Annotated in this window: 20 protein-coding genes and 4 pseudogenes; 18 read left to right on the forward strand and 6 right to left on the reverse strand. The window is 55.4% G+C overall.

Features of this window, described 5'->3' with window-relative positions:
* Positions 1–719 precede the first annotated feature (719 nt).
* Both ACZRN6_RS35320 and gorA read right to left on the reverse strand, forming a co-directional pair.
* A pseudogene (locus ACZRN6_RS35320) lies at positions 720–828 on the reverse strand (IS30 family transposase); the annotation flags it as partial.
* Positions 829–1,106: 278 nt separating this feature from the next.
* Positions 1,107–2,465, reverse strand: coding sequence for a glutathione-disulfide reductase (gorA, locus tag ACZRN6_RS35325; RefSeq protein ID WP_078481996.1), 1,359 nt, complete (start codon positions 2,463–2,465; stop codon positions 1,107–1,109).
* Positions 2,466–3,492: 1,027 nt separating this feature from the next.
* Here gorA and ACZRN6_RS35330 point away from each other — a divergent pair.
* From ACZRN6_RS35330 to ACZRN6_RS35350, 5 genes are all read left to right on the forward strand, one after another.
* Positions 3,493–4,104, forward strand: coding sequence for a TetR/AcrR family transcriptional regulator (locus ACZRN6_RS35330; protein ID WP_198834212.1), 612 nt, complete (start codon positions 3,493–3,495; stop codon positions 4,102–4,104).
* Between the two features lie 420 nt (positions 4,105–4,524).
* Positions 4,525–5,592, forward strand: coding sequence for a DUF4331 family protein (locus ACZRN6_RS35335; RefSeq protein ID WP_161493054.1), 1,068 nt, complete (start codon positions 4,525–4,527; stop codon positions 5,590–5,592).
* Between the two features lie 55 nt (positions 5,593–5,647).
* Complete coding sequence (locus tag ACZRN6_RS35340; RefSeq protein WP_464009911.1) at positions 5,648–6,031, forward strand: c-type cytochrome; 384 nt, start codon at positions 5,648–5,650, stop codon at positions 6,029–6,031.
* A gap of 49 nt (positions 6,032–6,080) precedes the next feature.
* Complete coding sequence (locus ACZRN6_RS35345; RefSeq protein WP_078481992.1) at positions 6,081–6,878, forward strand: DUF4198 domain-containing protein; 798 nt, start codon at positions 6,081–6,083, stop codon at positions 6,876–6,878.
* A complete protein-coding gene (locus ACZRN6_RS35350) occupies positions 6,875–7,468 on the forward strand; it encodes a HupE/UreJ family protein (protein ID WP_078481991.1) in 594 nt (197 codons plus the stop codon). Before ACZRN6_RS35345 ends, ACZRN6_RS35350 begins: the two co-directional genes overlap by 4 nt.
* Before the next feature lie 161 nt (positions 7,469–7,629).
* On the opposite strand, the gene ACZRN6_RS35355 is transcribed toward ACZRN6_RS35350, so the two are convergent.
* A complete protein-coding gene (locus ACZRN6_RS35355) occupies positions 7,630–8,133 on the reverse strand; it encodes a flavin monoamine oxidase family protein (RefSeq protein WP_233100576.1) in 504 nt (167 codons plus the stop codon).
* A gap of 39 nt (positions 8,134–8,172) precedes the next feature.
* Between ACZRN6_RS35355 and ACZRN6_RS35360 the strand changes: the two genes are divergently transcribed.
* The 5 genes and pseudogenes from ACZRN6_RS35360 to ACZRN6_RS35380 all read left to right on the forward strand — a co-directional run bounded on the left by ACZRN6_RS35360 (position 8,173) and on the right by ACZRN6_RS35380 (position 11,481).
* The gene (locus ACZRN6_RS35360; protein WP_078481984.1) at positions 8,173–8,751 is read left to right on the forward strand and encodes a TetR/AcrR family transcriptional regulator; all 579 of its coding nucleotides are present in this window, start codon (positions 8,173–8,175) and stop codon (positions 8,749–8,751) included.
* A 128-nt stretch (positions 8,752–8,879) separates the two neighbouring features.
* Positions 8,880–9,078: pseudogene (locus ACZRN6_RS35365) on the forward strand (hypothetical protein).
* A 225-nt stretch (positions 9,079–9,303) separates the two neighbouring features.
* The gene (locus ACZRN6_RS35370; protein WP_078481986.1) at positions 9,304–9,807 is read left to right on the forward strand and encodes a YkgB family protein; all 504 of its coding nucleotides are present in this window, start codon (positions 9,304–9,306) and stop codon (positions 9,805–9,807) included.
* Between the two features lie 380 nt (positions 9,808–10,187).
* The gene (locus ACZRN6_RS35375) at positions 10,188–10,547 is read left to right on the forward strand and encodes a DDE-type integrase/transposase/recombinase (RefSeq protein WP_395605575.1); all 360 of its coding nucleotides are present in this window, start codon (positions 10,188–10,190) and stop codon (positions 10,545–10,547) included.
* Positions 10,492–11,481 carry an LLM class flavin-dependent oxidoreductase gene (locus ACZRN6_RS35380; RefSeq protein WP_078481988.1) on the forward strand — a complete coding sequence of 330 codons (990 nt, stop codon included), beginning with the start codon at positions 10,492–10,494 and terminating at the stop codon, positions 11,479–11,481. The genes ACZRN6_RS35375 and ACZRN6_RS35380 overlap by 56 nt, the downstream gene beginning before the upstream one ends.
* Before the next feature lie 375 nt (positions 11,482–11,856).
* On the opposite strand, the gene ACZRN6_RS35385 is transcribed toward ACZRN6_RS35380, so the two are convergent.
* The 3 genes from ACZRN6_RS35385 to ACZRN6_RS35395 form a co-directional block, all read right to left on the reverse strand.
* Complete coding sequence (locus ACZRN6_RS35385) at positions 11,857–12,765, reverse strand: YeeE/YedE thiosulfate transporter family protein (protein WP_078481990.1); 909 nt, start codon at positions 12,763–12,765, stop codon at positions 11,857–11,859.
* 79 nt (positions 12,766–12,844) lie between these two features.
* Positions 12,845–12,994 carry a hypothetical protein gene (locus ACZRN6_RS35390; RefSeq protein ID WP_161493052.1) on the reverse strand — a complete coding sequence of 50 codons (150 nt, stop codon included), beginning with the start codon at positions 12,992–12,994 and terminating at the stop codon, positions 12,845–12,847.
* A 165-nt stretch (positions 12,995–13,159) separates the two neighbouring features.
* Positions 13,160–14,125, reverse strand: coding sequence for a LysR family transcriptional regulator (locus ACZRN6_RS35395; RefSeq protein WP_078481971.1), 966 nt, complete (start codon positions 14,123–14,125; stop codon positions 13,160–13,162).
* A gap of 110 nt (positions 14,126–14,235) precedes the next feature.
* On the opposite strand from ACZRN6_RS35395, the gene gtdA reads away from it, so the two are divergent.
* From gtdA to ACZRN6_RS35435, 8 genes and pseudogenes are all read left to right on the forward strand, one after another.
* A complete protein-coding gene (gene gtdA / locus ACZRN6_RS35400) occupies positions 14,236–15,285 on the forward strand; it encodes a gentisate 1,2-dioxygenase (protein ID WP_198834213.1) in 1,050 nt (349 codons plus the stop codon).
* Between the two features lie 15 nt (positions 15,286–15,300).
* A complete protein-coding gene (locus ACZRN6_RS35405; protein ID WP_078481973.1) occupies positions 15,301–15,999 on the forward strand; it encodes a fumarylacetoacetate hydrolase family protein in 699 nt (232 codons plus the stop codon).
* 50 nt (positions 16,000–16,049) lie between these two features.
* Positions 16,050–17,402 (forward strand): MFS transporter, encoded by a 1,353-nt coding sequence (locus tag ACZRN6_RS35410; protein WP_078481974.1) that lies wholly within the window; start codon positions 16,050–16,052, stop codon positions 17,400–17,402.
* Positions 17,389–18,030, forward strand: coding sequence for a maleylacetoacetate isomerase (gene maiA, locus ACZRN6_RS35415; protein WP_078481975.1), 642 nt, complete (start codon positions 17,389–17,391; stop codon positions 18,028–18,030). Before ACZRN6_RS35410 ends, maiA begins: the two co-directional genes overlap by 14 nt.
* Before the next feature lie 498 nt (positions 18,031–18,528).
* Positions 18,529–19,914 (forward strand): ABC1 kinase family protein, encoded by a 1,386-nt coding sequence (locus tag ACZRN6_RS35420; RefSeq protein WP_464009912.1) that lies wholly within the window; start codon positions 18,529–18,531, stop codon positions 19,912–19,914.
* Between the two features lie 501 nt (positions 19,915–20,415).
* Positions 20,416–20,763, forward strand: a complete 348-nt coding sequence (locus ACZRN6_RS35425) for a ketoacyl-synthetase C-terminal extension domain-containing protein (protein WP_177346358.1) — start codon at positions 20,416–20,418, stop codon at positions 20,761–20,763.
* A pseudogene (gene istB / locus ACZRN6_RS35430) lies at positions 20,753–21,226 on the forward strand (IS21-like element ISPre4 family helper ATPase IstB); the annotation flags it as partial. The gene ACZRN6_RS35425 and the pseudogene istB, both read left to right, overlap by 11 nt.
* A 361-nt stretch (positions 21,227–21,587) precedes the next feature.
* Positions 21,588–21,686, forward strand: a pseudogene (locus tag ACZRN6_RS35435) (recombinase family protein); the annotation flags it as partial.

Below are 21,686 nucleotides of genomic sequence, written 5' to 3' on the forward strand. Positions count from 1 at the left end.
CTCGTGCGCATGCCTTGGTCGATAACGATGGCCCCTTGCGCATTGACAGTGACCCCCGCCGCGTCCAGCGCGAGGCTGCGCGTATTCGGTGCCCGACCGACGGTACGGGATTGGTCGTCGAAATTAAGCACCAGGTCAGCGAGCTGCCCAATTATGGCTCGTCGCCTTTGGGGCTTGTTGCGTCGTGAGCGTGAAACCCCGTCGCTGCCACCGATCAACGTGAAGCGAGTTTATCGCGTCCTGCTTGATCACAACTCGTTGTTGGCACGACGAATCAAACAGCCTGCCGTACAGCGCCGGCATGAAGGCCGGATCTCCGTCACTACCAGTGATACCGCTGGTGTTAGGATGGTTTTGAGTTCCATTGCGACGACGGTGCGAAGTTAAGCGTGTCCTTTGCGCTGGACTGCTGTGATAGCGAAGCCACCTTTAAAGTGAAGTACTGATCCATCGAGCGATCAGGGGATTCACCTGCCTTACCAAGCCGTTGGCTGCGAATAAACGGCTGCAAAAAAAACGCCCCGGTGGGGCGTTAAAACTCATCTCTTCCCAAAGAAGCTACAAAGGAGCGACAAAATAGCTCCAGAGATGAGTGTTGCTGCGCAGATCAGTTGAAACTGGTATGCCGAGTTAAATTAGAAACCGAATCGAATGTTACCGAATAGTAACACTCTGAGCAATACTCTAGCTGAGAGCAACACGGTTATTGACTTGAGTTGGGCATCATGCCGCATAGCCATGGCGTCTTGCGTCACTTGGCCTATCATTTCGACGGGGCATTTTAAAATCGAAACGCTTGCGTGGGCGCATGTTCAATTGCAGGGCTACCAGCGTAGGCGAAGACATCCAGGGCAATGGCAGAAGCAGCCCGCTGGACGCCATCGCAGCCAAAGCGAGCCCACCCACGCGCCAGGCACGACGCTTGTACAGCACCTCGTGCGCAGCAGAAACCAGGCATGTGCCGGATCGGTTCACGATGAAACCCACGGTAAACGCAAGGGCAGCTACGAGCACCAGTACCCAGATAGGCAAGAGATCAGGCATCGATGGCGTCCTCAGCGTCGGTGTTGTTTCGGGTGATACGTGAGTAAGAACACGAAAGCTGATCAGCCCGCCACGGGAATGCGCATGGTGACGAACTCTTCCGCCGCCGTCGGGTGCACGCCGATGGTTTCATCGAAATGCTGCTTGGTCGCGCCTGCCTTGAGCGCGATCGCTAGCCCCTGGATGATTTCACCGGCATCCGGGCCCACCATGTGGCAACCCAGAACCTTGTCGGTGTCTGCGTCGACCACCAACTTCATCAGGGTGCGCTCCTGGCAGTCGGTCAACCTTAGCTTCATCGGCTGGAAGCGGCTTTCGAAAACCTGCACCTTGTGGCCGTCAGCCTTGGCTTGCTCTTCGCTCAAGCCGACTGTGCCAATGTTCGGCAGGCTAAACACCGCCGTCGGGATCATCGCGTAATCCACCAGGCGATATTGCTCAGGCTTGAACAGACGACGCGCCACCGCCATGCCTTCGGCCAACGCCACTGGCGTCAGCTGCACGCGCCCGATCACATCGCCAATGGCCAGGATCGACGACTCAGTCGTCTGATAGAGATCGTCCACTTCAACAAAGCCACGCTTGTCCAGTTTGACGCCGGTGTTTTCCAACCCCAGGTTGTCGAGCATCGGACGTCGGCCGGTGGCGTAGAACACGCAATCTGCTTCCAGCGCGCGCCCGTCTTTCAGGGTGGCCTTGAGGCTGCCGTCGGCCTGTTTATCGATGCGTTCGATATCAGCATTGAACTGCAAGTCCATCCCGCGTTTGGTCAGCTCTTCCTGCAGATGCTTGCGCACCGCTCCATCAAAGCCGCGCAGGAACAGATCGCCGCGATACAACAGCGTTGTTTGCGTGCCAAGGCCATGGAAAATCCCGGCAAACTCCACCGCGATGTAACCGCCACCCACCACCAGCACGCGCTTGGGCAGTGCTTTGAGGAAGAACGCTTCGTTGGAACCGATGGCATGCTCGCGTCCCGGAATGTCCGGAATCTGCGGCCAGCCGCCGGTGGCGATCAGGATATGTTTGGCGGTGAAGCGCTCACCGTTGATCTCCACCTGGTGCGGATCCACCAGGCGCGCGTGCCCTTCATGCAGGGTCACGCCACTGTTGACCAGCAGGTTGCGATAAATGCCATTGAGGCGATTGATCTCGCGGTCTTTGTTGGCAATCAAGGTCGGCCAATCAAAGTTCGCCTCACCCAGCGACCAGCCGAAACCACTGGCCTGCTCAAAATCTTCGGCAAAGTGCGCGCCGTAGACCAGCAGTTTTTTGGGCACACAACCCACGTTGACGCAGGTACCGCCTAGGTAGCGGCTTTCAGCCACGGCCACCTTGGCACCATAGCCTGCGGCGAAACGCGCAGCCCGAATACCGCCAGAGCCCGCACCAATTACATAAAGGTCAAAATCGTAGGCCATATCACTCTCCTCGGCAGGCAACAGCAAACCTATTGCGGCCCTTATCCGGCGCATTGCGACCGGCCAGCTACTTGCTCGTCAATTGGGTGAGGGCACCCAGATCGTTTGTTCGCATCTCTAAAGTGGACCAATATGCCTTCACTATTGAACGTAAAAACTCGGTGGCTTGGATAACCACTTGGCGCTCGCTGAAAGTCGCGCCGTTAGGCATGCTGAAGGCGCCACCGTTGAGTTCCATGACGATATCGTCGGCGACTAGAGCGCCGTTTTTTTCGACTTGGTTATGTGAAAATCGTAAACAACGTCTAAATAGCAGGGGACTAAACGTCCCCGGTCAAATTTGCGCCGGTTTAGCCGCAGGTTCATTTACATAGCAAAAGTTGCTGCTCTGTTGGACAAGCAATGTTCGCCAAGACTATTCGGCGAAAGCGGCTTCGAGATTGAGTTTTGCGGCATCACCTTCCCGTTGAAAGCCAGGCTGGTTCAACTTCACGGACCATACATAGTCGTGTTTAAATGACAATGATTGAATCACGCCCTGCCTAACTCTCTGACATTGCTGATTAACAGCAATCACATATCATAGAGTTGTTATACGTAGTATGGAAACGAATCTAGTTATGCTTTCCGCCTATGTTGTGTGCTGGCACTCGGGCCGACGGCCACGCTGTCCCCCGGAGTGAAAAGGTCAGCAACATAGTACCCATCAAGGCGCACCGACCCACGTGGTGCGGCATTGCGCTCAGTCACTGCAACTGCCCCCCCTGAACGACACTCACGTACCCTTACTGAAAGTAGGCCTACCCCACACAAAGGCTACCGCTTGCATCCGCGGTCGCACCTACTGCCAAAATCCTCTCACCTAATTTCCGTAAACACTCCATCCAACCCCCCCCACCTCCAACGCAAAACCTGTCAGATTTTGGTATAGTCTCGTCAAGAATCTAACGCCTGCGCCGGATGTTACTTTCCGGCAAGTAGCATGTCAAGAGCAGTGGGTGCCACATAAAAAAATAGGTGTTATGTGATGACTAATACTCCAACGGACCAGACAGCGCTTGCAGAAAAAGAGAAGCGCTCAACTGCACCGAGAGAGAGAATTTTGCGTGCTGCAGGAGAGATGTTCCATAAATATGGAATTCACGCAGTCGGGGTTGAGGCGATTGCAGCAGCAGCGCACAGCAACAAAATGACTTTGTATCGACACTTTTCCTCTAAAGAGATGTTAATTGCAGCCACCATTCGAGAGCAGCACAAAGCGAGTGAAGCTGCATGGCAAGCATTACAGGAGGCGTATCCGAATGATCCGCGGGGAGAGCTCAACGGTTGGCTAGAAATGATGTACGCCTATATCCAGTCGCCAGGAGAACTGAGCTGCAAATTCATAGATAAGGCAATAGATGTACGGGACGCTCAACATCCAGCTCGGGTGGCGATTGAGGAAATCAATCATGTGCACATCAATCATCTGATCGAGATGTGCCGTGCCATAGGCTTCAAGAGCCATGAGGTACTGGCTGTCAATTTGTTCATTGTATTTAAGGGCGCAGACGAAAGCCGCCATATCGGAACTCATCGTTTGGCAGTATCGCTTCGTCAAATGGTACAAACACTGATCGCCCCCCATGAGCCGCATTAAGGGCTTCAGTGCTACACCGATTTTCGGTCAGTGCTAATAGCCCTGGCTGACACTTCAACGTTTCTCTAACAGCCAATCACTGCCTATTGCTCCTTTGTGCAGTAGGTGGTAGCTTGCTGGGTGTTACTTTTTGGTAATATTCCAGTTTGATGATTTTTAATACGTAACTGCCGCTAGCTCGGCTTTGCTGGACCTTCCGGCATTTGCCAACGGCGCAATAGGCTACGTAAACCGTGCATAGTGGTCTAAGTGAGGTTGTTCAGGCTGGTAGCGAGTTCTACAAGCAGATGACACTGAGGCCATTGCCCGTGGCCGGTTACGACGCAATGTTTAAGTAGACGTCCGCAGTACTAACTGGGTGCAGGACATATATACCTCGAAATGAAGCTGGACTGGACACCTACCGGGAGAAGCACCTCTATGAATAATAAAGCATTTGCCCCCCATCGCTTGCTGATGAAAGCGGTACTTGCCGCTGTTCTTGCCAGTTCTACGCTGCCGGCACATGCGAGCCACCATTTTGAGGTTGCCATTGCACGAACCAACACGGCGATCAGCCAGTTGGACAACTACGTGTTTCAAGCGGCTTCACCGGGGCGCACGGTCATTATCATGAATGTGAATTCAAGTCCGCGTCATGGTGCTACCTTCTCGCCGAATGCCTTGTACAACATTCATGTTGCCTTGGATGACAAGTTCAAGGAGGGGCACACATTCTCGTTCCAGTTTCGCGACGGTCAGGTCATGGCCTACTTGTCGGACAACCCAAACGGGCGAGTGGGTGAAACGGGTGTGGACATTGGTAAAGGTAAGGTCGGCGGCAGCGTCAATCTGAAGGACAAGATTGAACTTTGGACCGGTATCATCAAAGACCCGTTCTACGGTAATTCGTCTGGCCTGGGAGCGTATTCGGCGCAACTGAAGGCTGGCAAGTATGACCCTCAAGTCTGGAAGTCCGCCTCCGGCACCAATATTTTCAAAGACCAGGAATGTGGTGCAATTGTGCTGGAAATTCCCAATGAAATGCTGGGCAAAAATATCAAGGTCTTCATGACGACGGCGCTCAAGGAAAATGGCAAGTGGAGCCAAGTTCAATACTCGGCCAATCCTTTGCTGTCGCACGTTATGTATTTCGAAGACGAGGCTGTCAGAGTCGAGCATGATCGCAGCCGACCCAACACCCAGTCAGTACTGAAAAACTTCGTATCAGCGAGCACTGCGCGCGCTTCAGGCATTGCACAGACGCAGGCTCAACCATTCGCCTATGGCGACAAAGTGGCGGATGCGCTGATTCCCGATGTGCTGAATTATGAGGTTGGCAGCAAGGCAGGGTATTCGGCCGATGTGCGTAACGGACGTTACCTTGATGATGATGCGATGAGTGCCATGCTCACCCTCCTCATAGGCAAACCCACCGACCAGGCCATCGACAATCCAAAGTTGTATACCGATCAGTTCCCCTACGTCATTCCGTCAGACAAAAAGTGATCTGAGGTCAAACTTGAACATGAGGCTAGGCCCGCACCATAAGGAAAGGCACACCATGATCACTAATCACTTAGGCACAGTGGGTGCGAGCTTCGTACTGCTATTGATGACCAGCGCAATAGTTCAGGCTGATACGGGTGACGTTGTGCGTGGCCAGAAGGCTTGGTTGCTCAATTGCAGCCGGTGTCATCAACTGGATGTGAATTCGGTCGGGCCGATGCACCGTGGCGTTGTGGGCAGGCATGCTGGTAGTGCAGACGGTTTTGCGTATTCAGAGGCACTAAGGGCGTCCGACGTTACCTGGACGCCCGCCAACCTGAACCGATGGTTGACAGAGCCGGAACAGTTTATCCCGGGGCAGGCAATGGGGTTCAGTGTTGAAAACGCACAGGTGCGGAAGGACATCATTGCCTATTTGTCGACACAAAAAGCGCCTTGATCGGTTGCAGTTAGGGGTGTGAAAGCTGCTGGGGCGAAGTGAGGAAAGCATGATGATTTGGCGGCCTATTTGGATTGGGGTATTGCTGGCGACACTAAGCGGCAACTGTTTTGCCCATGCCTTCTGGCTGGTTCCTCACAAAGGGCTGGTCAGCAAAGATGATCTGGTGGCCATAGATCTGCGGGTGGGTGTCAGTTGGCCAGGTGAGCGGGTAGGGCGTTTGCCCGGCATGATCGAGACGTTTGATCTTTACGACGCGCAAGGTAAACACGCCGTGAAGGGGCGTGACGGCGCGGCCCCGGTGGGACATTTTCGCGCCGGGACGCCCGGTACCGTTGTTGTGGCGATGCTTACCCATGCTCAGGCCATCACGTTGCCCGGTGTTGAGTTCGACAAATATTTGGTCGAAGAAGGGCTGGATCAGGTGCGCAGCGAACGGCAAACACTGGGTATCGCCGATGCGCCGGGACGTGAGCAGTTTTTGCGTTGCGCCAAGACTTTGGTTCGGGTCAATAGCGATAGTGCTGGCTTTGACCGGGTGGTGGATTTGCCGCTGGAACTTGTTGCTGTCACTGACCCGTTCCAGCTCAAGCCGGGCGGGCGGTTCAAAGCCCGCTTGCTGCGCGAGGGCAAACCTGTGGCTGGGGTGCTGGTTAGGGCCTGGGCCAAGGATGATCCAAAGCATGAACAACAGGTCAGAACGGACCAGGACGGTGTAGTGGAACTTACTTTGGAAAAGACTGGATTGTGGTTTCTGAGTGCAGTCCAGATGCATTCGGTGATCGAGTACCAGGCCGACTGGGAAAGCATCTGGGCCTCCTTAAGTTTTGAGATACCTACGCCATGAGTACTCGCCAACACCAACTTGAGGGCGTCTGTGTCGCCATCGTCTTGGCACTAACCACGTTTAGCGCACAAGCCCACAGCGGCATAGATGCCGGCTGGTTGCACCCATTGACTGGGCTGGATCACTTTTTGGCGATGGTGGCGGTTGGGGCCTGGAGTGCCCAAATCGGCGGTCGCGCCATCTGGCTCGTCCCCGGCGCTTTTGTGCTGTGCATGTTCTGCGGCGGCCTTCTCGGCATGTCGATGATAGATCTGCAAGGCCTGGAAGTTGGCATTGCGCTGTCGGTCATTGCCTTGGGCGCGGCCATTGCACTGCATCAACGTATGCCTACCGTGGTTGCCGCGCTAGGGGTCGGCCTGTTCGGCATGCTGCATGGTTATGCGCATGGTTATGAAATGCCTGTCATTGACGACAAGGTTGGCTACACGCTCGGCTTTCTGGCCACCACCGCCACCCTGCATTTAGTCGGCGCATTTGGAGCACTTGGCCTTATGCGCGTCCAGGGCGGCGGCAAGATTTTGCGAGGGCTAGGTTTGATTTGCTCTATGTGTGGGGGCTGGATTTTGTTCAGTGCCGTCGCAAATCTTTGATGGTTTCTGGTGTTAAGTCATTACACAACGTGAAACTGACATTTTAGGGGGTGGTTGTTTATGGGGTAGAGCGTATTTGTGATCTCGCCCTTGTTTTACGGACGCTCTTTAAACGATTAAATGTTGCAACCGCCAATAACGACTTTCCCAGTTGCAGGAGATCAGACTATGGCTTCGTCCAAGCACAGAGGCTTACCGGCCTGGTCATAGCGCGTCACGTCGTGGCAGGTCAGCAAAGTGCCGGCCTGGAACACGGTGGTTTCGATGCCCATTTCTTGCGCCAGGCTGGCAACCGGGTTCTGATCGACACCGTGAATCCAGGATGCGCCGAGATCTATTGGCACCTCGCCCCACGTTCGTTCCGTCCAAATGCGGCCACCGACTCTGTCCCTGGCCTCGAGCACGATCACCGTATGGCCCGCGTCGGACAGCATTCGGGCAGCGGCGAGGCCTGAGATCCCGGCTCCGATAATCAGCACCGAATCCTTCCTGAGGCGGTTGGCGTCTGTGCTCGAGTCTTTTGCCGTGCTGGCGTTTGCACCTGTAAGAGGGGTGGTCATCGCGCTGGGCGCGATCGACCCCTGGGGTCGAGTAAGGGTTATCATTGTTGCCTCGTGATTGACGCGATCGACGCTAAAATTACATAAATAGAACAAGTGGTACATTCGCGTATCATAAAAAGTAATTAAGGAAATATTTGATTCATGTCCCGCGATCAGAAGAGAGACGCTGTCCTGGACGCTGCTGCAGCGGTGTATGCCCGTGACCGCAGCGCATCAATGCAGCAAATCGCTGCCTCGGCGGGCATTAGTCGTACGACGCTCGTCCGCCATTTCCCCACCCGTGAGGACTTGGTTGTAGCGCTCATTGATCGTGTGCTGAATGATGCCACTGCGGTGCTGGATCAAGCGAAGCTGGAAGATGGCGACCTTGTACGGGGTCTTTCCTGCCTGACCGAGAATTTCAGGATGCTGGGGCAGGTGTGGGGGGGCGGCTACGGTCTGGGCTATGGCTGGTCGCATATTGAAACGTTGCTGTCCGACCTGGCAGTGCGGGTCGAAACCATTAATGCGCGGCTCGTTGGATTTTTTGAGCGTGGTCAACAGGCCGGGCTGTTTCGCCAGGACCTTCCGGCGGCCTGGATGACGGGGGCGTTTCAAGGACTGTGCGAAACCACTTCGGACCTTATCGACGCTGAGTCGATGGGAAAACGCCAGGGGCCTGAGTTTCTCATCTCGATCTTCTTGAACGGCGCCAGCGGTGCGGTTCAGTTAAACCGCTAATGCCGCTGGCCCATTGCGCTATTTAGTCTTCAGAACGCAGGCCGTAGACCTATTTGCCCGCAAAGAATGACTTTGACTGGGCTCGCATCACCCAGCTGCTGCTCTGTTCACTCCAAGGAGGAACATCGATGCCGAACTCTGACCTGCTGCTTTCCCTACTTTCCAAAATGAATGGAAACCTGCTCGCCATTGAGCAGGCTTCAATCATGGAACTCACCAATCGGGTTGAGCAGTAGGGCGACGCCAAAGTAACCGAGAACGGATACCCTCGACCGGAACGAAGAGTTCATCAAGCTGACCCTGGCTGTCCTCATGACGCCTGACTGATCGCCAGATACTGCCACTACTTAGATGCAACCGACCAAAGCTGATCGAGCCTGGTCGTGTAGCTCTGACTCGTCATTTCTCAGAGCATTATAGCCAGCGCTCGTAGAGACGCTAGGCGAGCGCAGCGTCCCCTTCCTGCTGAGTTTAAAAAAATTACGAAAACTGTAACGCATCACTTTAAGCAAACTCTACGTCTATAAATCTCACTGCCTTCAAGGAAGTCCCATGCCTTCATCAATTTATTCTCGTTTTCTTCGCCGGCCGTATGAAGTTGAGTTCATGCGCTGGGCCCTGGTCTTGATTTTCTTTATGTTTGGCTACGCTAAATGGTTTGATTATGAAGCTCAGGGATTGATCCCGCTGATTGGTAATAGTCCTCTCCTGTCGTGGATGTACGGCGTGTTCGGTATTCAGGGCGCAAGTTATGCCTTGGGCGTTGCGGAATGGACTATCGGTCTCGGTCTGGCTATTGGTGCCTGGTCGCCAAGTATCGCTTTACTTGCCGCCGCCGGCTCCTGCCTGACCTACCTGACAACCTCTACTCTAGTCTTAAGTACTCCAGGTGGCTGGGAGGCTTCGGCTGGTGGTTTTCCGGCCATGACCGATATCAGCGCATTTTTAATCAAAGACCTAATATTGCTGGCCGGTTCGCTTGTGCTGGTAAAGGACGCGGCGCAGCAACTGACGGCCCGCACCAAGCAGACTGATGCGGAAGGTGCTGCGATCTAGGCCGAAAAGCACGCTTGTCAGCTACAACAGCGACGCAACCTAGGCCAACGCCGCCGCTATCAATGCCCTTGGTGTTGCCTGGCAGGGCTGAGGATTGGGTTTCTTGTTTCGGTCCTCACAAGTGAGGGTCGGTGCTTGCATCCGTTTGGAGAGGGAATGCATGAAACCCGCAGGAATTAGGCTAGTCAAAATCATGGTGCTCATAAGCGGGTGCGCCAGCGTGGCCTATGTGGCGCATGTGGTTACTAGGGAGGCAGCCTACCTACATACGAAAATCAACAGATCGAAAAGCATTGATACTGCTCAGCAGGAGCTTCGATGGCCGGATAACCTCGCTTTACCGGAACTGCGGGTTTCAGCGTACGAACAGGTTGAAGATCATGCTGGCTGTCGTTCTGGATCTCTACGCACGCCGAATTTTGCGTTGGGCGCTTTCAAACAAGCCGGATGCGAATCGAGTCATTGAGGCGTTGGACATGGCTTACGAGCAGCGTGGCAGGCCTCAAGGGCTGCCGTTTTACTCGGATCAGGGCTCGCAAGGCGCATTCAACCGGTTGTCGCAACACCTATATCGAGGTGTTTATGGGACGACCCGCAGGGTAGATGCAAAAATTGACGGGCCGGGGGAGCGATGCGCTCTCCAGGCGCGCCGTCGCTTCGTAATGATTTCAAGAGGCTTGCTCCATGATCCCCTACTCAGTTCTCGACGCTGCACCGGTTACCGAAGGCAGCACACCTAGCGAATCCTTCGAGCGCTCGCTCAAGCTCGCCCGACATGCCGAAGCGCTTGGCTATAAGCGCTATTGGCTCGCAGAGCACCACAACATGCCAGGTATCGCCAGTGCTGCGACTGCGGTGCTGATCGGGCATATTGCTGGCGGGACATCGACCATTAGGGTCGGGGCAGGCGGAGTGATGCTACCCAACCACGCGCCGCTTCAGGTTGCGGAACAATTCGGCACGCTGGCCTCGCTGTATCCTGGTCGCATAGACTTGGGGCTCGGGCGAGCGCCAGGCACCGACGGGGCTACGGCCCATGCGCTACGCCGCTACTTCGATGGTGCCGATACCTTCCCAAGCGATGTGGAAGAACTGCTGCACTACTTCCATCCGGTGAAACCGGGACAAACGGTTCAGGCAGTGCCGGGGGCTGGTCTGGATGTACCGGTCTGGCTATTGGGCTCAAGCCTTTTCAGTGCACAGCTTGCGGGGGCACTGGGCTTGCCGTTTGCATTCGCGTCGCATTTCGCGCCAACAATGACTGAAGAGGCCTTGATCCGTTATCGACAAGATTTCCGACCGTCGAAATATCTGGCTGAGCCTTATGTGATTTTAGCGCTCAATGTCGTGGCCGCCGACAGCCGAGCCGAGGCACGACGCCTGTTTACGACCCTGCAGCAAGTCTTCGTAAGCGTGATACGTGGTAATCCCGGCCTGATCCCGCCGCCAGTCGACGACATCGAGGCGTTCTGGACACCACAGGAAAAGGCGATGGTCGAGCAGTCGCTGTCGTATGCGATAGTCGGCGATGCGGCCGATGTTCATGAGGGCATCATGGCATTCGCCGCCAAGCACCGTCCCGACGAGCTGATGCTCTCCGGCACTATCTTCGATCATGCCGCACACCGTCACTCATTCACACTTGCTGCACGAGCGTTTACCGATAACGCCTGATCGATTCGGTGCTATTAGGTGTAGCGGCTCGTGTTTGAAAACACACGGGCTTGCATTAAGCGGCATGTTCTTTATGACTGTAGCTAAGTGCTGTTACGGACTGATCGTTTAGGGATGCTCCGATCGACTTGCCGCGCGTCGGCTGCAAGTCGAAATTCTCCCAACACTCATCGCTTGGGCAAATACCCCAGTACAGCAAATAATCGCTGATACCAATACTCGAGGGTAGTTCGCTACCCACGCGCTCCTGACTCAATTCGCAGATCCGCGTACCAGCACTGAGTAAGTTATCGCCGGTGAAGCCCTGCGCCTGTCACATTGACTCATGCGCTAAACGCGGACCACGGGACTATGTGGAAACTGCTGCGCTCAGCATCAACTCATACCGCGTTTTTTGCACCACAATGACACCATAATACCTGTGACGATGGACACCAATGGAATGCTTGATTCAACAACTAGTGTTGGAAATACCAACAGTATTTGCGAGTCGTTACCACCGAGCATCATCGAGGCCCCAGCCCCCATCAAAGTACCCGCCAACAAATGAACGCCCGCCTTTTGAGGGGTAAAGGCCTCGAAGCGGAACGTTTTTCTATACAAGGTAAAACTCAGCATGCCTGCCAGCAACGTAACAAACACCGCAATACGCCGAGCGCTAACCGATGTATCGTCCCAGAACATCTGCGAAACATTGTAAAAGAACACACTGGGTGTCCATAACGGCTCGAACGTGTAGAGCGCACTTGTCAGCGCACCCAGTAGCATACTGGACAGCACAAGGTGTTTATTACCGTGTATGCGGACCAGGAACATCAGCACCAGCGCTACTACCCCGATCAAAAGCCAGTAATGCTGGCTGGTAATTTCCGGCACCAGAATGACCTTCTGTTCGTGGGTCTTGTGCATGTAGTACCAAAGCACGATCCCCAGGACCCAGCCGATCATCGTGAACGCTTTATTGACATCGCCACAGGCAAACTTAGTCAGCGTGCCTACGCTGCAACCGTTGTTCAGCACCGATGCCACTCCGAACAACAAACCTCCCAAAACCAGCAAAGGATAGGAAATGCCGGGCGAGTACAGCGGCAGGTTGGCCTCGGAGAAACGATAGAGGGGTGCCAGCATCAATCCAAACAATCCACACGATGTCAGTGCCAGAAACAACGTAGGGCGCCCAGCCAGCAATTGTCCGCTCGCTTTGACAAGGCACATGCCCATGCGCTGCGAAATCCAGCCAATCAGGAATGCTAATACCAACGCCATCAGTAAAGAGAAAACCATGTTCGTGCGCCACTGCTGATTTGGATGATGGGAGCCCGCGTAGACGACATGGCCAGCAACTTTCCATGTCGGGCATCCGTTAAAATTTTTCCACCATCAGCACCGTCTCAAGCCCGTCAAAAACGCGTGTGCTTGCAAGGAAGTCGCCAACAGCTTCGAAGCCCGCGTTCTTGTATGCCTTGATGGTCTTAAGGTTCGACTTGCCAGGATCAATGATGTTACCAGGCATAACGGGACGTCATCCTGATGCCTCTATTACGTCACTTAAGGATGCTTCGATCAACTCGCCGCTGTCTCGCGGGAAGTCGATAACGCTCCAGAGCGCATCGCCATTATCGGGGAAACGTCATGCACACATCTAACCTTTTAAGCTGTCAGGCGTATTCAGCGGGTTTCAATTACGCCCCTTTCTGGTTTCGGTGGTAAGAAACGAATTCAAGCGTCCGGGTTGACAGCCGGCGGCATGGCGTAGGCTAGCCATAAGGTCGGGTAGGGCCACGTCAGTGAACGGTTCGTCACGCCAGCACATACCCAGGGAGCCTGTGGCATCCAGCTCAAAGTCCAGGCTTACCAACAAGCCGCGCAGGGCGAAGTGTTCAGCTACTCGTTCGGAAGCTACTGACAGTAAGTCGCTGTATTGCAAAAGCCACAGGTTGCCCACCAGTGAAGAGGATTCTATGCGACATGGCAGTGGCGGACGCCCTGCGTGGGCCAGGGCCATATCCAGTTTGCTGCGGATGGGGCTGGTGGTCGGCCATAGAATCCAATTGACGTTGTACAAGTCGTCCCAGGTCAGCCCTGTTCGCTGAGTCAAGGGGTGGTCTGCGCGGCAGACGATACGCATTTTTTCATCGTATAGCCGCGCGCTACGCAGCGTGTGGGATGGGACGTAACTGTCGAGACGGCCGACCACCAGGTCCAACTGGCCGAGCTCCAGTCGTTCGAGCAAGGCCGTCATGGTGTTTTCTTCCAGGTCTACCTGGGCCATGGGATGGCGCCGCAAAAACTCCATGATGGCGGCCGGTACCAAGTTGGGCGCCGAGGCGGCGGATGTGCCAATAGCCACCCGCAAGGTGCTGGTGCCTTGTAGCGTGTCAAGGTTGTGACGGGCACGCTCCATTTCACTGAGTACCCGCCGCGCATGGGCTAGTAGAGTCAAACCGTGTGCAGTGGGGTTCAAGCCTCGAGCATGGCGTTCGAACAAAGGCGCGCCGATGCTTTCTTCGAGATCCTTAAGCCATTTGGATAACGCAGGCTGGGTACTGAAACACGCTCGGGCAGCTTCGCTGATGCTCCCGGTTTCGGCGAGGCTGACCAACCATTTAAGGTGTTGCAGACGCAGGCGACGAGTCCAGCTCATGAGCGTATCCATATGTAGATTGGTATGGGTTTATCTTAAAATAGCATTATTCACATATAGGTAGTCACAGGATACTCCTAAGGACTCGGTTTCAACCTGTAGGTGTATCCATGAACAACAACATCACTGCCGTACGGGAAGATTTTTACCAGCGTATTGATCGCCTGGGTCTGTTTCCGCTTTGGGAACGCTTGCACAATCTGGTTCCTGCGGAGCCAGCCGCGGCCTGCGTTCCGGCCCTGTGGCGCTATCGCGAGCTGCGCCCTTTCCTGACTGAAGCTGGGCAACTGATCAGCGCCGAGGAGGCTGTGCGCCGAGTGTTGGTGCTGGAAAACCCGGCTCTGCGTGGGCAGGCTTCGATCACTTCCAGCTTGTACGCTGGACTGCAACTGATTTTGCCCGGAGAGACCGCTCCGAGTCATCGTCACAGCCAATCAGCGCTGAGGTTTGTGGTCGACGGGCAAGGCGCATTTACCTCGGTAGACGGTGAGCGAACCACGATGTCACCCGGAGATTTCATCATCACACCCTCCTGGACATGGCATGACCACGGCAACCCAGCCGCCGACGAAGGTGGTGAACCCGTGGTGTGGCTCGATGGCCTAGACATACCCATGGTGCGTTTCTTCGATGCCGGCTTCGCCGAAAACCATCAAGTTCCGGTCCCGCCCCTGACTCGGCCTGAGGGCAATAGTGGGGCCCGCTATGGCATGAATTTATTACCCATGCGCTATGAGTCCAGCTCACGCACCTCGCCGATTTTCAATTATCCCTACGCCCGTACCCGGGAAACTCTCGACACCCTGTTGCGCCAGGAACCGCTGGATTGCTGGGAGGGTATCAAGTTGCGCTACGTCAACCCGCTCACGGGGGGCTGGCCGATCCCAACCATCGCCGCGTTCATGCAGCTATTACCCAAAGGCTTTCGCGGCCAGCCGTATCGCAGCACCGACGCCTCGGTATTTTCTGTGGTGGAAGGCAGTGGCAGTGTGTGCATCGCCGGGCAACGCCTGAACTTTGAGCCCAAGGACATATTCGTGGTCCCCAGTTGGGCCCAAGTCAGCTTGGCGGCGGATCAGGAGTGCGTGCTCTTCAGCTTTTCCGACCGCCCCGTGCAGCAGGCGCTGGGGTTGCTGCGTGAATCGCGCGAGTCTTTTTAAAACCTGGAGATGACCATGACTTACATTTTTCAACCGCAGCAGCCGACGTCGCTTTTTATCCAAGGCCGTGACGAGCTGTTTGCCGTGCGCCGTGTCTATTGTGTGGGGCGCAATTACGCCGCTCATGCACGGGAAATGGGGTTTGACCCTGACCGCGAACCCCCGTTTTTCTTTTGCAAGCCGAGCGATGCAGTTGTACCCGTGGCGGAGGATGAGGTCCTGACGCTGAAATATCCGACGCAAACCAGTAACTACCACTACGAAGCCGAACTGGTTGTCGCCATCGGCAAGGGTGGCAGCAACATTCCCCAGGAACAGGCCAATGAGCACGTCTGGGGCTATGCCGTTGGTCTCGATATGACCCGTCGCGACCTGCAACTGGAGATGCGCAAGGCAGGGCGTCCATGGGAAATCGGTAAGGCTTTTGATCACTCGGCGCCGATTGCACCCTTGTGGCCAGCTACGTTGGTTGCCCACCCGAAGCAGGCCGGATTGTGGCTCACGGTCAACGGTGAAGACAAACAGCGCAGCGACATTGCACAACTGATTTGGTCCGTGCCGGAAATCATCGCTTACCTATCCCGTTACTTCGAATTGCAGCCCGGAGACCTAATCATGACCGGTACGCCCGAAGGCGTGGGCCCGGTGGTAGCCGGCGACCTGATAGCCGCCGGAATTGACGGTCTCGGTCAGCTGCGTGTGCAGGTGATTTGAGCCTGTTTATCAATGGGTAACCCCCGTCCACTCGTTGCAGGAGCGATGTAATGTCATCCACTCATAATAAGAAGAGCGTGGACGTGCAGGCGTTTATCGATCGCCATCCGATGTCAGGCTTTCAGTGGCGCATCCTCATACTGTGCTTTCTGGTTGCGACGCTGGACGGTTTGGACACGGCTATCGGCGGCTTTATCGCACCTGTACTGCGCGAGGAATGGGCGCTGACGACCGCGCAGCTTAATCCGTTGCTGGGCGCGGTATTACTGGGATTGATGCTGGGGGCCTTTGCTGCCGGGCCCTTAGCTGACCGCTTCGGGCGCAAGATGGTGCTGTTAGTCTCGGTGCTGTTTTTTTCCGGTTGGAGTCTGGCCTCGGCGACAGCGGGTGATGTGCAAACACTGACGGTATTGCGGTTTCTCACGGGTCTGGGGCTGGGCGGAGCGATGCCCAATGCGATTACCCTGGTCAGCGAATATTGCCCAGTGCGCCGCCGCTCGTTAATGGTCACCCTGATGTTCTGCGGATTCACCCTTGGCTCAGCCTTGAGCGGGGTACTGGTTGCCCATTTGCTGCCACTTGTAGGCTGGCGCGCAGTGTTGATGCTGGGCGGGTTGTTACCGTTGTTGTTTTTACCCATGCTAATGGCGTGGCTGCCCGAATCGGTACGGTTTTTGATCGCCAGGCGCATGGTGCCCGACAGGGTGACGGACATCTTGCGGCGCATTGCTCCACTGCCAGCCAATGTGCAACTTGAGGTGCCTCCACAGGCTAAAGATTCACCCGTGCGAGAGATCCTTCAAGGGCATTTGAAATACGGAACCTTGCTGCTATGGGGGACGTTTTTTACGGGGTTCATGATCATCTACCTGCTCACCAACTGGCTGCCGACCCTGATCCGCGAGACGGGTCAGGCGATGTCGGACGCGGCGCTGGCTGGTGCAATGTTCCAGGTCGGTGGAACGCTGGGGGCGATTATCCTTGGCGCAACCATGGATCGCATTGATGCCTGGAAAGTGCTGACTACGGCGTACATCGGCGGCACGTTGACGTTGTTGGCCATCAGCCAGTTCTATCAGCATTTCTCAGTGCTATTGGCATGCGTGGCCGCCATGGGCTTTTGTATCAGCGGCAGCCAGGTTGGAGCCAACGCCCTGGCGGCGAACTTCTACCCGACTACCAGCCGTGCCACTGGTGTTGCTTGGTGCCATGGGGTCGGACGCATCGGCTCGATTGCAGGCACTTTGGCTGGCGGCACCTTATTGAGTGCCGGGATTGGTTTGAACGGTATTTTTCTTTGGCTGATGGTGCCAGCGCTACTCGCAGCGACTGCTGTTTTTTTAATGGGTCGGCGTTATCGCGCCCTACCCAAGATAAAAGGAGAATACGGTGCAATTGTATAATTTTTTCAACAGCTCCACCTCATGGCGCGTGCGCATAGCGCTGGCACTCAAGGGTTTTGACTACCAGCACCAGGGTATTAATATCCGCGTCGGCGAGCAGGCAACGGCCTCGTTTTTGAAACTAAACCCGTCACACAGCGTACCTTTGCTGATCACGGATGATGGTCAGCCGATCAGCCAATCCCTGGCAATCATTGATTATCTGGACAACCTCAGTCCACACGCGCGACTGATCCCGCTAGAGCCTCTGGCCCGCGCCCGCGTATTGGAAGTGGCGAATCTAATAGGTTGTGACATTCATCCCCTGAACAACCTACGTGTGTTGGGTTACCTGAATAAACAACTGGCAATCAGCGATCAACAGAAAGAGGCGTGGTACAAGCACTGGATCGAAGAGGGAATCAAGGCGTTGGAAACTATGTTGAGCCGCCATGGCAGCGGCAGCTACTGTTTTGGCGACAGCCCGAGCCTGGCCGATTGTTGTCTGGTACCTCAGGTGGCCAATGCATTGCGCATGGGCTGCGAACTTCAGCGGTTTGAGCAGGTTTTGACGGTTTACCAATTGTGTTTGGAGCATCCAGCTTTTATAAAGGCGCAGCCTCACAATCAGCCTGATTACATAGGCTGAAAGCCAATTACAGTGATTTCACGTCTGAATCCCTCCAGATTAGTAGAAACTTTGTGCCTTAAAATGAGGCCGATCAGGGGGAGCTAATAGCCCCCCGTATTACCCGAAAGAATTCAAAGCCCAAGCGGTCAATCAACTGATCGAAAATGAGCTGCCAGTGTCCAAAGGTGCATCCAGGCATCGAGTTCTGGAATTTCGCTGTGTGCACGACACGATAGAAAAACCTGGGGGCTACTCGCTATGCTCGAATCAACTTGGACCGCACTCAAGCACCATCAACGGGGGCGTGAAATTGTTACTATCCTCGCCAGTTTCGGGGCTCAGGATGTGCTATTCCGTCTGGGCCTGGGACGGCTGGTGGGGGGGGCTGAGCCCGTCGGCAGCCAACCAACTGACGAGGGCACCCCACAGCGCGTGAGGCGAGCGTTGGAGGCGTTGGGGCCAACGTTTGTCAAGCTTGGGCAGATCCTTGCAAGTCGCGGCGACATCTTGCCGGCATTGTGGATCGAAGAACTCGAAAACCTGCACAGCGGCGCGGCAACGTTGACTTGGGAGCAGTTGCAAGGCCAGGTTCTTGAAGACCTTGGTGCTGAGCTTGATCAGGTGTTCGCCGAGTTCAATACCACTCCTCTTGCGGCAGCATCGATTGCCCAGGTCTATCGGGCGCGCCTGCTCAGTGGTGAGGACGTGGTGGTCAAAATTCAGCGCCCTGGGTTGCGACGTAAAATGACTGCCGACCTGCAACTGCTGGAAAGCGTCGCCCTACTGATTGAAGACAACGGCGCTTTGGCGCAGTACCAACCGCGCAAGATGGTCCGACAACTGGCTCGAGCGATGTTGGAAGAGCTGGATTTTACTCAGGAAGGCCTTAACTGTGACGCCGTAGCGGCTAATTTCTCGCAGCAGCCGCACATTGTCATCCCGCGTATTTATTGGGCCCATAGTAGCGAGCGGCTGCTTGTACAGGAATATCTTCCCAGCTATACCCCGCTGGAGCGCCAAGCTCTGATCGAGCAAGGCTTGGACCCGAGCCTGCTGGCCAGCCGTGGCGCACGTGCATTTATAAAAATGCTCTTGGAGGACGGTGTGTTCCATGGTGATCCGCACCCAGGCAACCTCAAGGCCATGAGTGGTAATCGTGTCGGTTTTATTGACTTTGGCATGGTTGGTCGTCTCGACGAGCGCCGACGCCTTGAGGTGATGAGCTTCATGCGCGCATTGACCGAGAACAATAGTGATGCGCTGGTGACTGTGCTAATCGACTGGAGCGGCAATGGTGTGCAGAACATACCCGCCATTGAACAGGCCGCCCGCGAATACATAGCGCGCCATGGTGGCAAGGCACTGAACATGAGTGCGCTCATTGAAGACTTTCTTGATTTGATGCGCGAGCACCAATTGCTCTTACCGCCTGATTTGTTGGTGCTGTTCAAGGCCCTGGTGACTGCCGATGGTGTGCTGACGCGTCTGGACCCGGAATTAGACCTTATCGCCACAGCCAAGCCGGCCATCGTCAAAATGCTCCGGGAGCAATTGAGTTGGAGGATGACAAAGCGCCTGGGCCTCGATGGCCTTGAGTTGGGACGCGGCCTGCTGGGTGACTTGCCGCAACTGGCGCGACTGCTAGTCAACCGGCTCAAGCACGGAGTGCTGGAAGTGCGCATGGATCTGCCTGGGCTAGAGCGTCTGGAGCGCTCATTGCGCCTGGCCTCCACAAGGCTTTCCTTAGCGTTGCTGATCAGTGCCTTGGTGATTACCTTCGGTCCGCAGATCGCTGCAGTGGGGCCCGTGTGGGCGGGCTTGCCGATACTCAGTTGGCTGGCGGCGATTGCCACGGCGGGTGGTCTGGTGGCGTTTTTATGGAGTTTGTTTAAAAGTTCTTAATTGGACTACAACGCTCAGGGACTGATCTCGTTGATCAGTAACAGTCCTCTCCTTTCTTAGATGCACGGAGTATTCGGTACTCAGGGCACAAGTTATGCACTGGGCGGAGCTGAATGGACTACTGGTCTGGGTCTAGCTATTGGTGCCTGGTCACCGAGGATCGCACCGATAGCCGCCGTCGGCTACTGTCTGTTTTACCTGACAACCTCCACTCTACTCTTGACTGTTCCAGGTGGCTGGAGGCTTCGGCAGGTGGTTTTCCAACCATGACCGGCATCCGCGCGTTTTTGATCAAAGCACCTAGTGCTGCTGGCCGGTTCGCTGGTACTGGTCAAGAATGCGGCGCAACAACTAACGACCCCCTTCAAAAGCGCTGTCAGCGGTCGGCAAGTCTTGGTTGACTGATATTGCTGACTTGGTGCGGCTTGATGGGTGGATCAACGGGCGCGCCGTCCTATCAATGGCGGCTGTACCACCAAGTAAGCCGCCTTAGGTGTCAGCGTGATCTATGTGGCGCACGTGGTTACTGGTGAGGAGTTGGCGTCCGGCATGGCGGCGTTGTTCAAGGTGATTGATGCGGTAAAACAGCAGCAACTGCCGGGCATACCTGGGTATCAACAACTCAGCCCGGCGATCACGCTCGATCCGCAGCAACTGTCGCTCGCGTCCGGGAACCTGCCATGGCCGGCGGTGCAGGATGCCGACGGCAACGAGCTGCCACGTCGGGCGAGCATCAACAGTTATGGTTTTGGCGGCGTCAATGCCCATCTGGTGGTGGAGGAATTTGTTGATCATCTGCGTGTAACTGCAGCTGATATCGGGCCGCAACTGATCCTGTTGGCTGCGTGACGGCCTGAACCTGATCATCGGCGGCCCGACAGGCGTAGGCAAAACGTGGTTCGCCTGCGCGCTGGCCCATAAGGCTTGCCGGGACGGTTACAGCGTGCGTTATCTTCGTCTGCCTCGCTTGATGGAAGAACTGGGCCTGGCCCACGGCGACGGTCGCTTCGCCAAACTCATGGCGGGTTATGCCAAGACCGATCTGCTGATCCTGGACGACTGGGGCCTTGCACCGTTTACCGCCGCGCAGCGGCGCGACATGCTGGAACTGCTGGACGACCGTTACGGAAACCGCTCGACGCTGGTGACCAGCCAGATGCCGGTGAATAAGTGGCATGCGCTGATCGGTGATCCGACCTTGGGCGATGCGATCCTAGACCGGCTGGTGCACAACGCTTACCGCATCGAACTGAAGGGCAAATCGATGCGCAGGCGCGCAACGAAATTGACTGCAACCGGGACTTCAGACTAACAATGCGAACCTGCGTCGCTGCGCTCCGACTGCCTCTCCAAGTGAGCGTGGAATGAGTGTCCAAATGATCGTGGGCTGAGTGTCCAAGTGTTGTGGAATCCGCACTCTAAAACCACAACTGATGCAGTTGCGGTCGTTTCCGTCAGAAAAATAACATCATGACTGAGTGGGGGCTTTTCCGCCCCATCTGACTCCTCGGCTTCTGATCCTCCGCTGTGACAATCTTTATTCTTCGAAAAACCCCATCATTTTTTGTAAATTCAAGATTTGTGACAGAGTTTATTAATTTTTTGCCACGCAGGTTTTGGCTGGAGGCCTCGAAATAAAAGGGGGCTTGTGACAACCTTTATTCCTAGGACACAGCTGCCTGAAGGCGTTGCGAACTGGCGACACACTGGTCGTGTGGAAACTGGATCGGCTCGGACGCGACCTGCGACATCTCATCAACACCGTGCACGAC

It is taken from the genome of Pseudomonas sp. A125 (genome assembly GCF_055409485.1).

What these genes read in the sequence shown, in the direction of transcription:
- ACZRN6_RS35330 (WP_198834212.1), top strand. Translation starts at nt 3,493, where the DNA reads ATGACTAATACTCCAACGGACCAGACAGCGCTTGCAGAAAAAGAGAAG.
- ACZRN6_RS35395 (WP_078481971.1), bottom strand. Translation starts at nt 14,125, where the DNA reads ATGAGCTGGACTCGTCGCCTGCGTCTGCAACACCTTAAATGGTTGGTC.
- ACZRN6_RS35340 (WP_464009911.1), top strand. Translation starts at nt 5,648, where the DNA reads ATGATCACTAATCACTTAGGCACAGTGGGTGCGAGCTTCGTACTGCTA.
- ACZRN6_RS35385 (WP_078481990.1), bottom strand. Translation starts at nt 12,765, where the DNA reads ATGGTTTTCTCTTTACTGATGGCGTTGGTATTAGCATTCCTGATTGGC.
- ACZRN6_RS35380 (WP_078481988.1), top strand. Translation starts at nt 10,492, where the DNA reads ATGATCCCCTACTCAGTTCTCGACGCTGCACCGGTTACCGAAGGCAGC.
- ACZRN6_RS35410 (WP_078481974.1), top strand. Translation starts at nt 16,050, where the DNA reads ATGTCATCCACTCATAATAAGAAGAGCGTGGACGTGCAGGCGTTTATC.
- ACZRN6_RS35360 (WP_078481984.1), top strand. Translation starts at nt 8,173, where the DNA reads ATGTCCCGCGATCAGAAGAGAGACGCTGTCCTGGACGCTGCTGCAGCG.
- ACZRN6_RS35405 (WP_078481973.1), top strand. Translation starts at nt 15,301, where the DNA reads ATGACTTACATTTTTCAACCGCAGCAGCCGACGTCGCTTTTTATCCAA.
- gorA (WP_078481996.1), bottom strand. Translation starts at nt 2,465, where the DNA reads ATGGCCTACGATTTTGACCTTTATGTAATTGGTGCGGGCTCTGGCGGT.
- ACZRN6_RS35350 (WP_078481991.1), top strand. Translation starts at nt 6,875, where the DNA reads ATGAGTACTCGCCAACACCAACTTGAGGGCGTCTGTGTCGCCATCGTC.
- ACZRN6_RS35375 (WP_395605575.1), top strand. Translation starts at nt 10,188, where the DNA reads ATGCTGGCTGTCGTTCTGGATCTCTACGCACGCCGAATTTTGCGTTGG.
- ACZRN6_RS35370 (WP_078481986.1), top strand. Translation starts at nt 9,304, where the DNA reads ATGCCTTCATCAATTTATTCTCGTTTTCTTCGCCGGCCGTATGAAGTT.
- ACZRN6_RS35345 (WP_078481992.1), top strand. Translation starts at nt 6,081, where the DNA reads ATGATGATTTGGCGGCCTATTTGGATTGGGGTATTGCTGGCGACACTA.
- ACZRN6_RS35355 (WP_233100576.1), bottom strand. Translation starts at nt 8,133, where the DNA reads ATGTACCACTTGTTCTATTTATGTAATTTTAGCGTCGATCGCGTCAAT.
- ACZRN6_RS35335 (WP_161493054.1), top strand. Translation starts at nt 4,525, where the DNA reads ATGAATAATAAAGCATTTGCCCCCCATCGCTTGCTGATGAAAGCGGTA.
- gtdA (WP_198834213.1), top strand. Translation starts at nt 14,236, where the DNA reads ATGAACAACAACATCACTGCCGTACGGGAAGATTTTTACCAGCGTATT.
- ACZRN6_RS35390 (WP_161493052.1), bottom strand. Translation starts at nt 12,994, where the DNA reads ATGCCTGGTAACATCATTGATCCTGGCAAGTCGAACCTTAAGACCATC.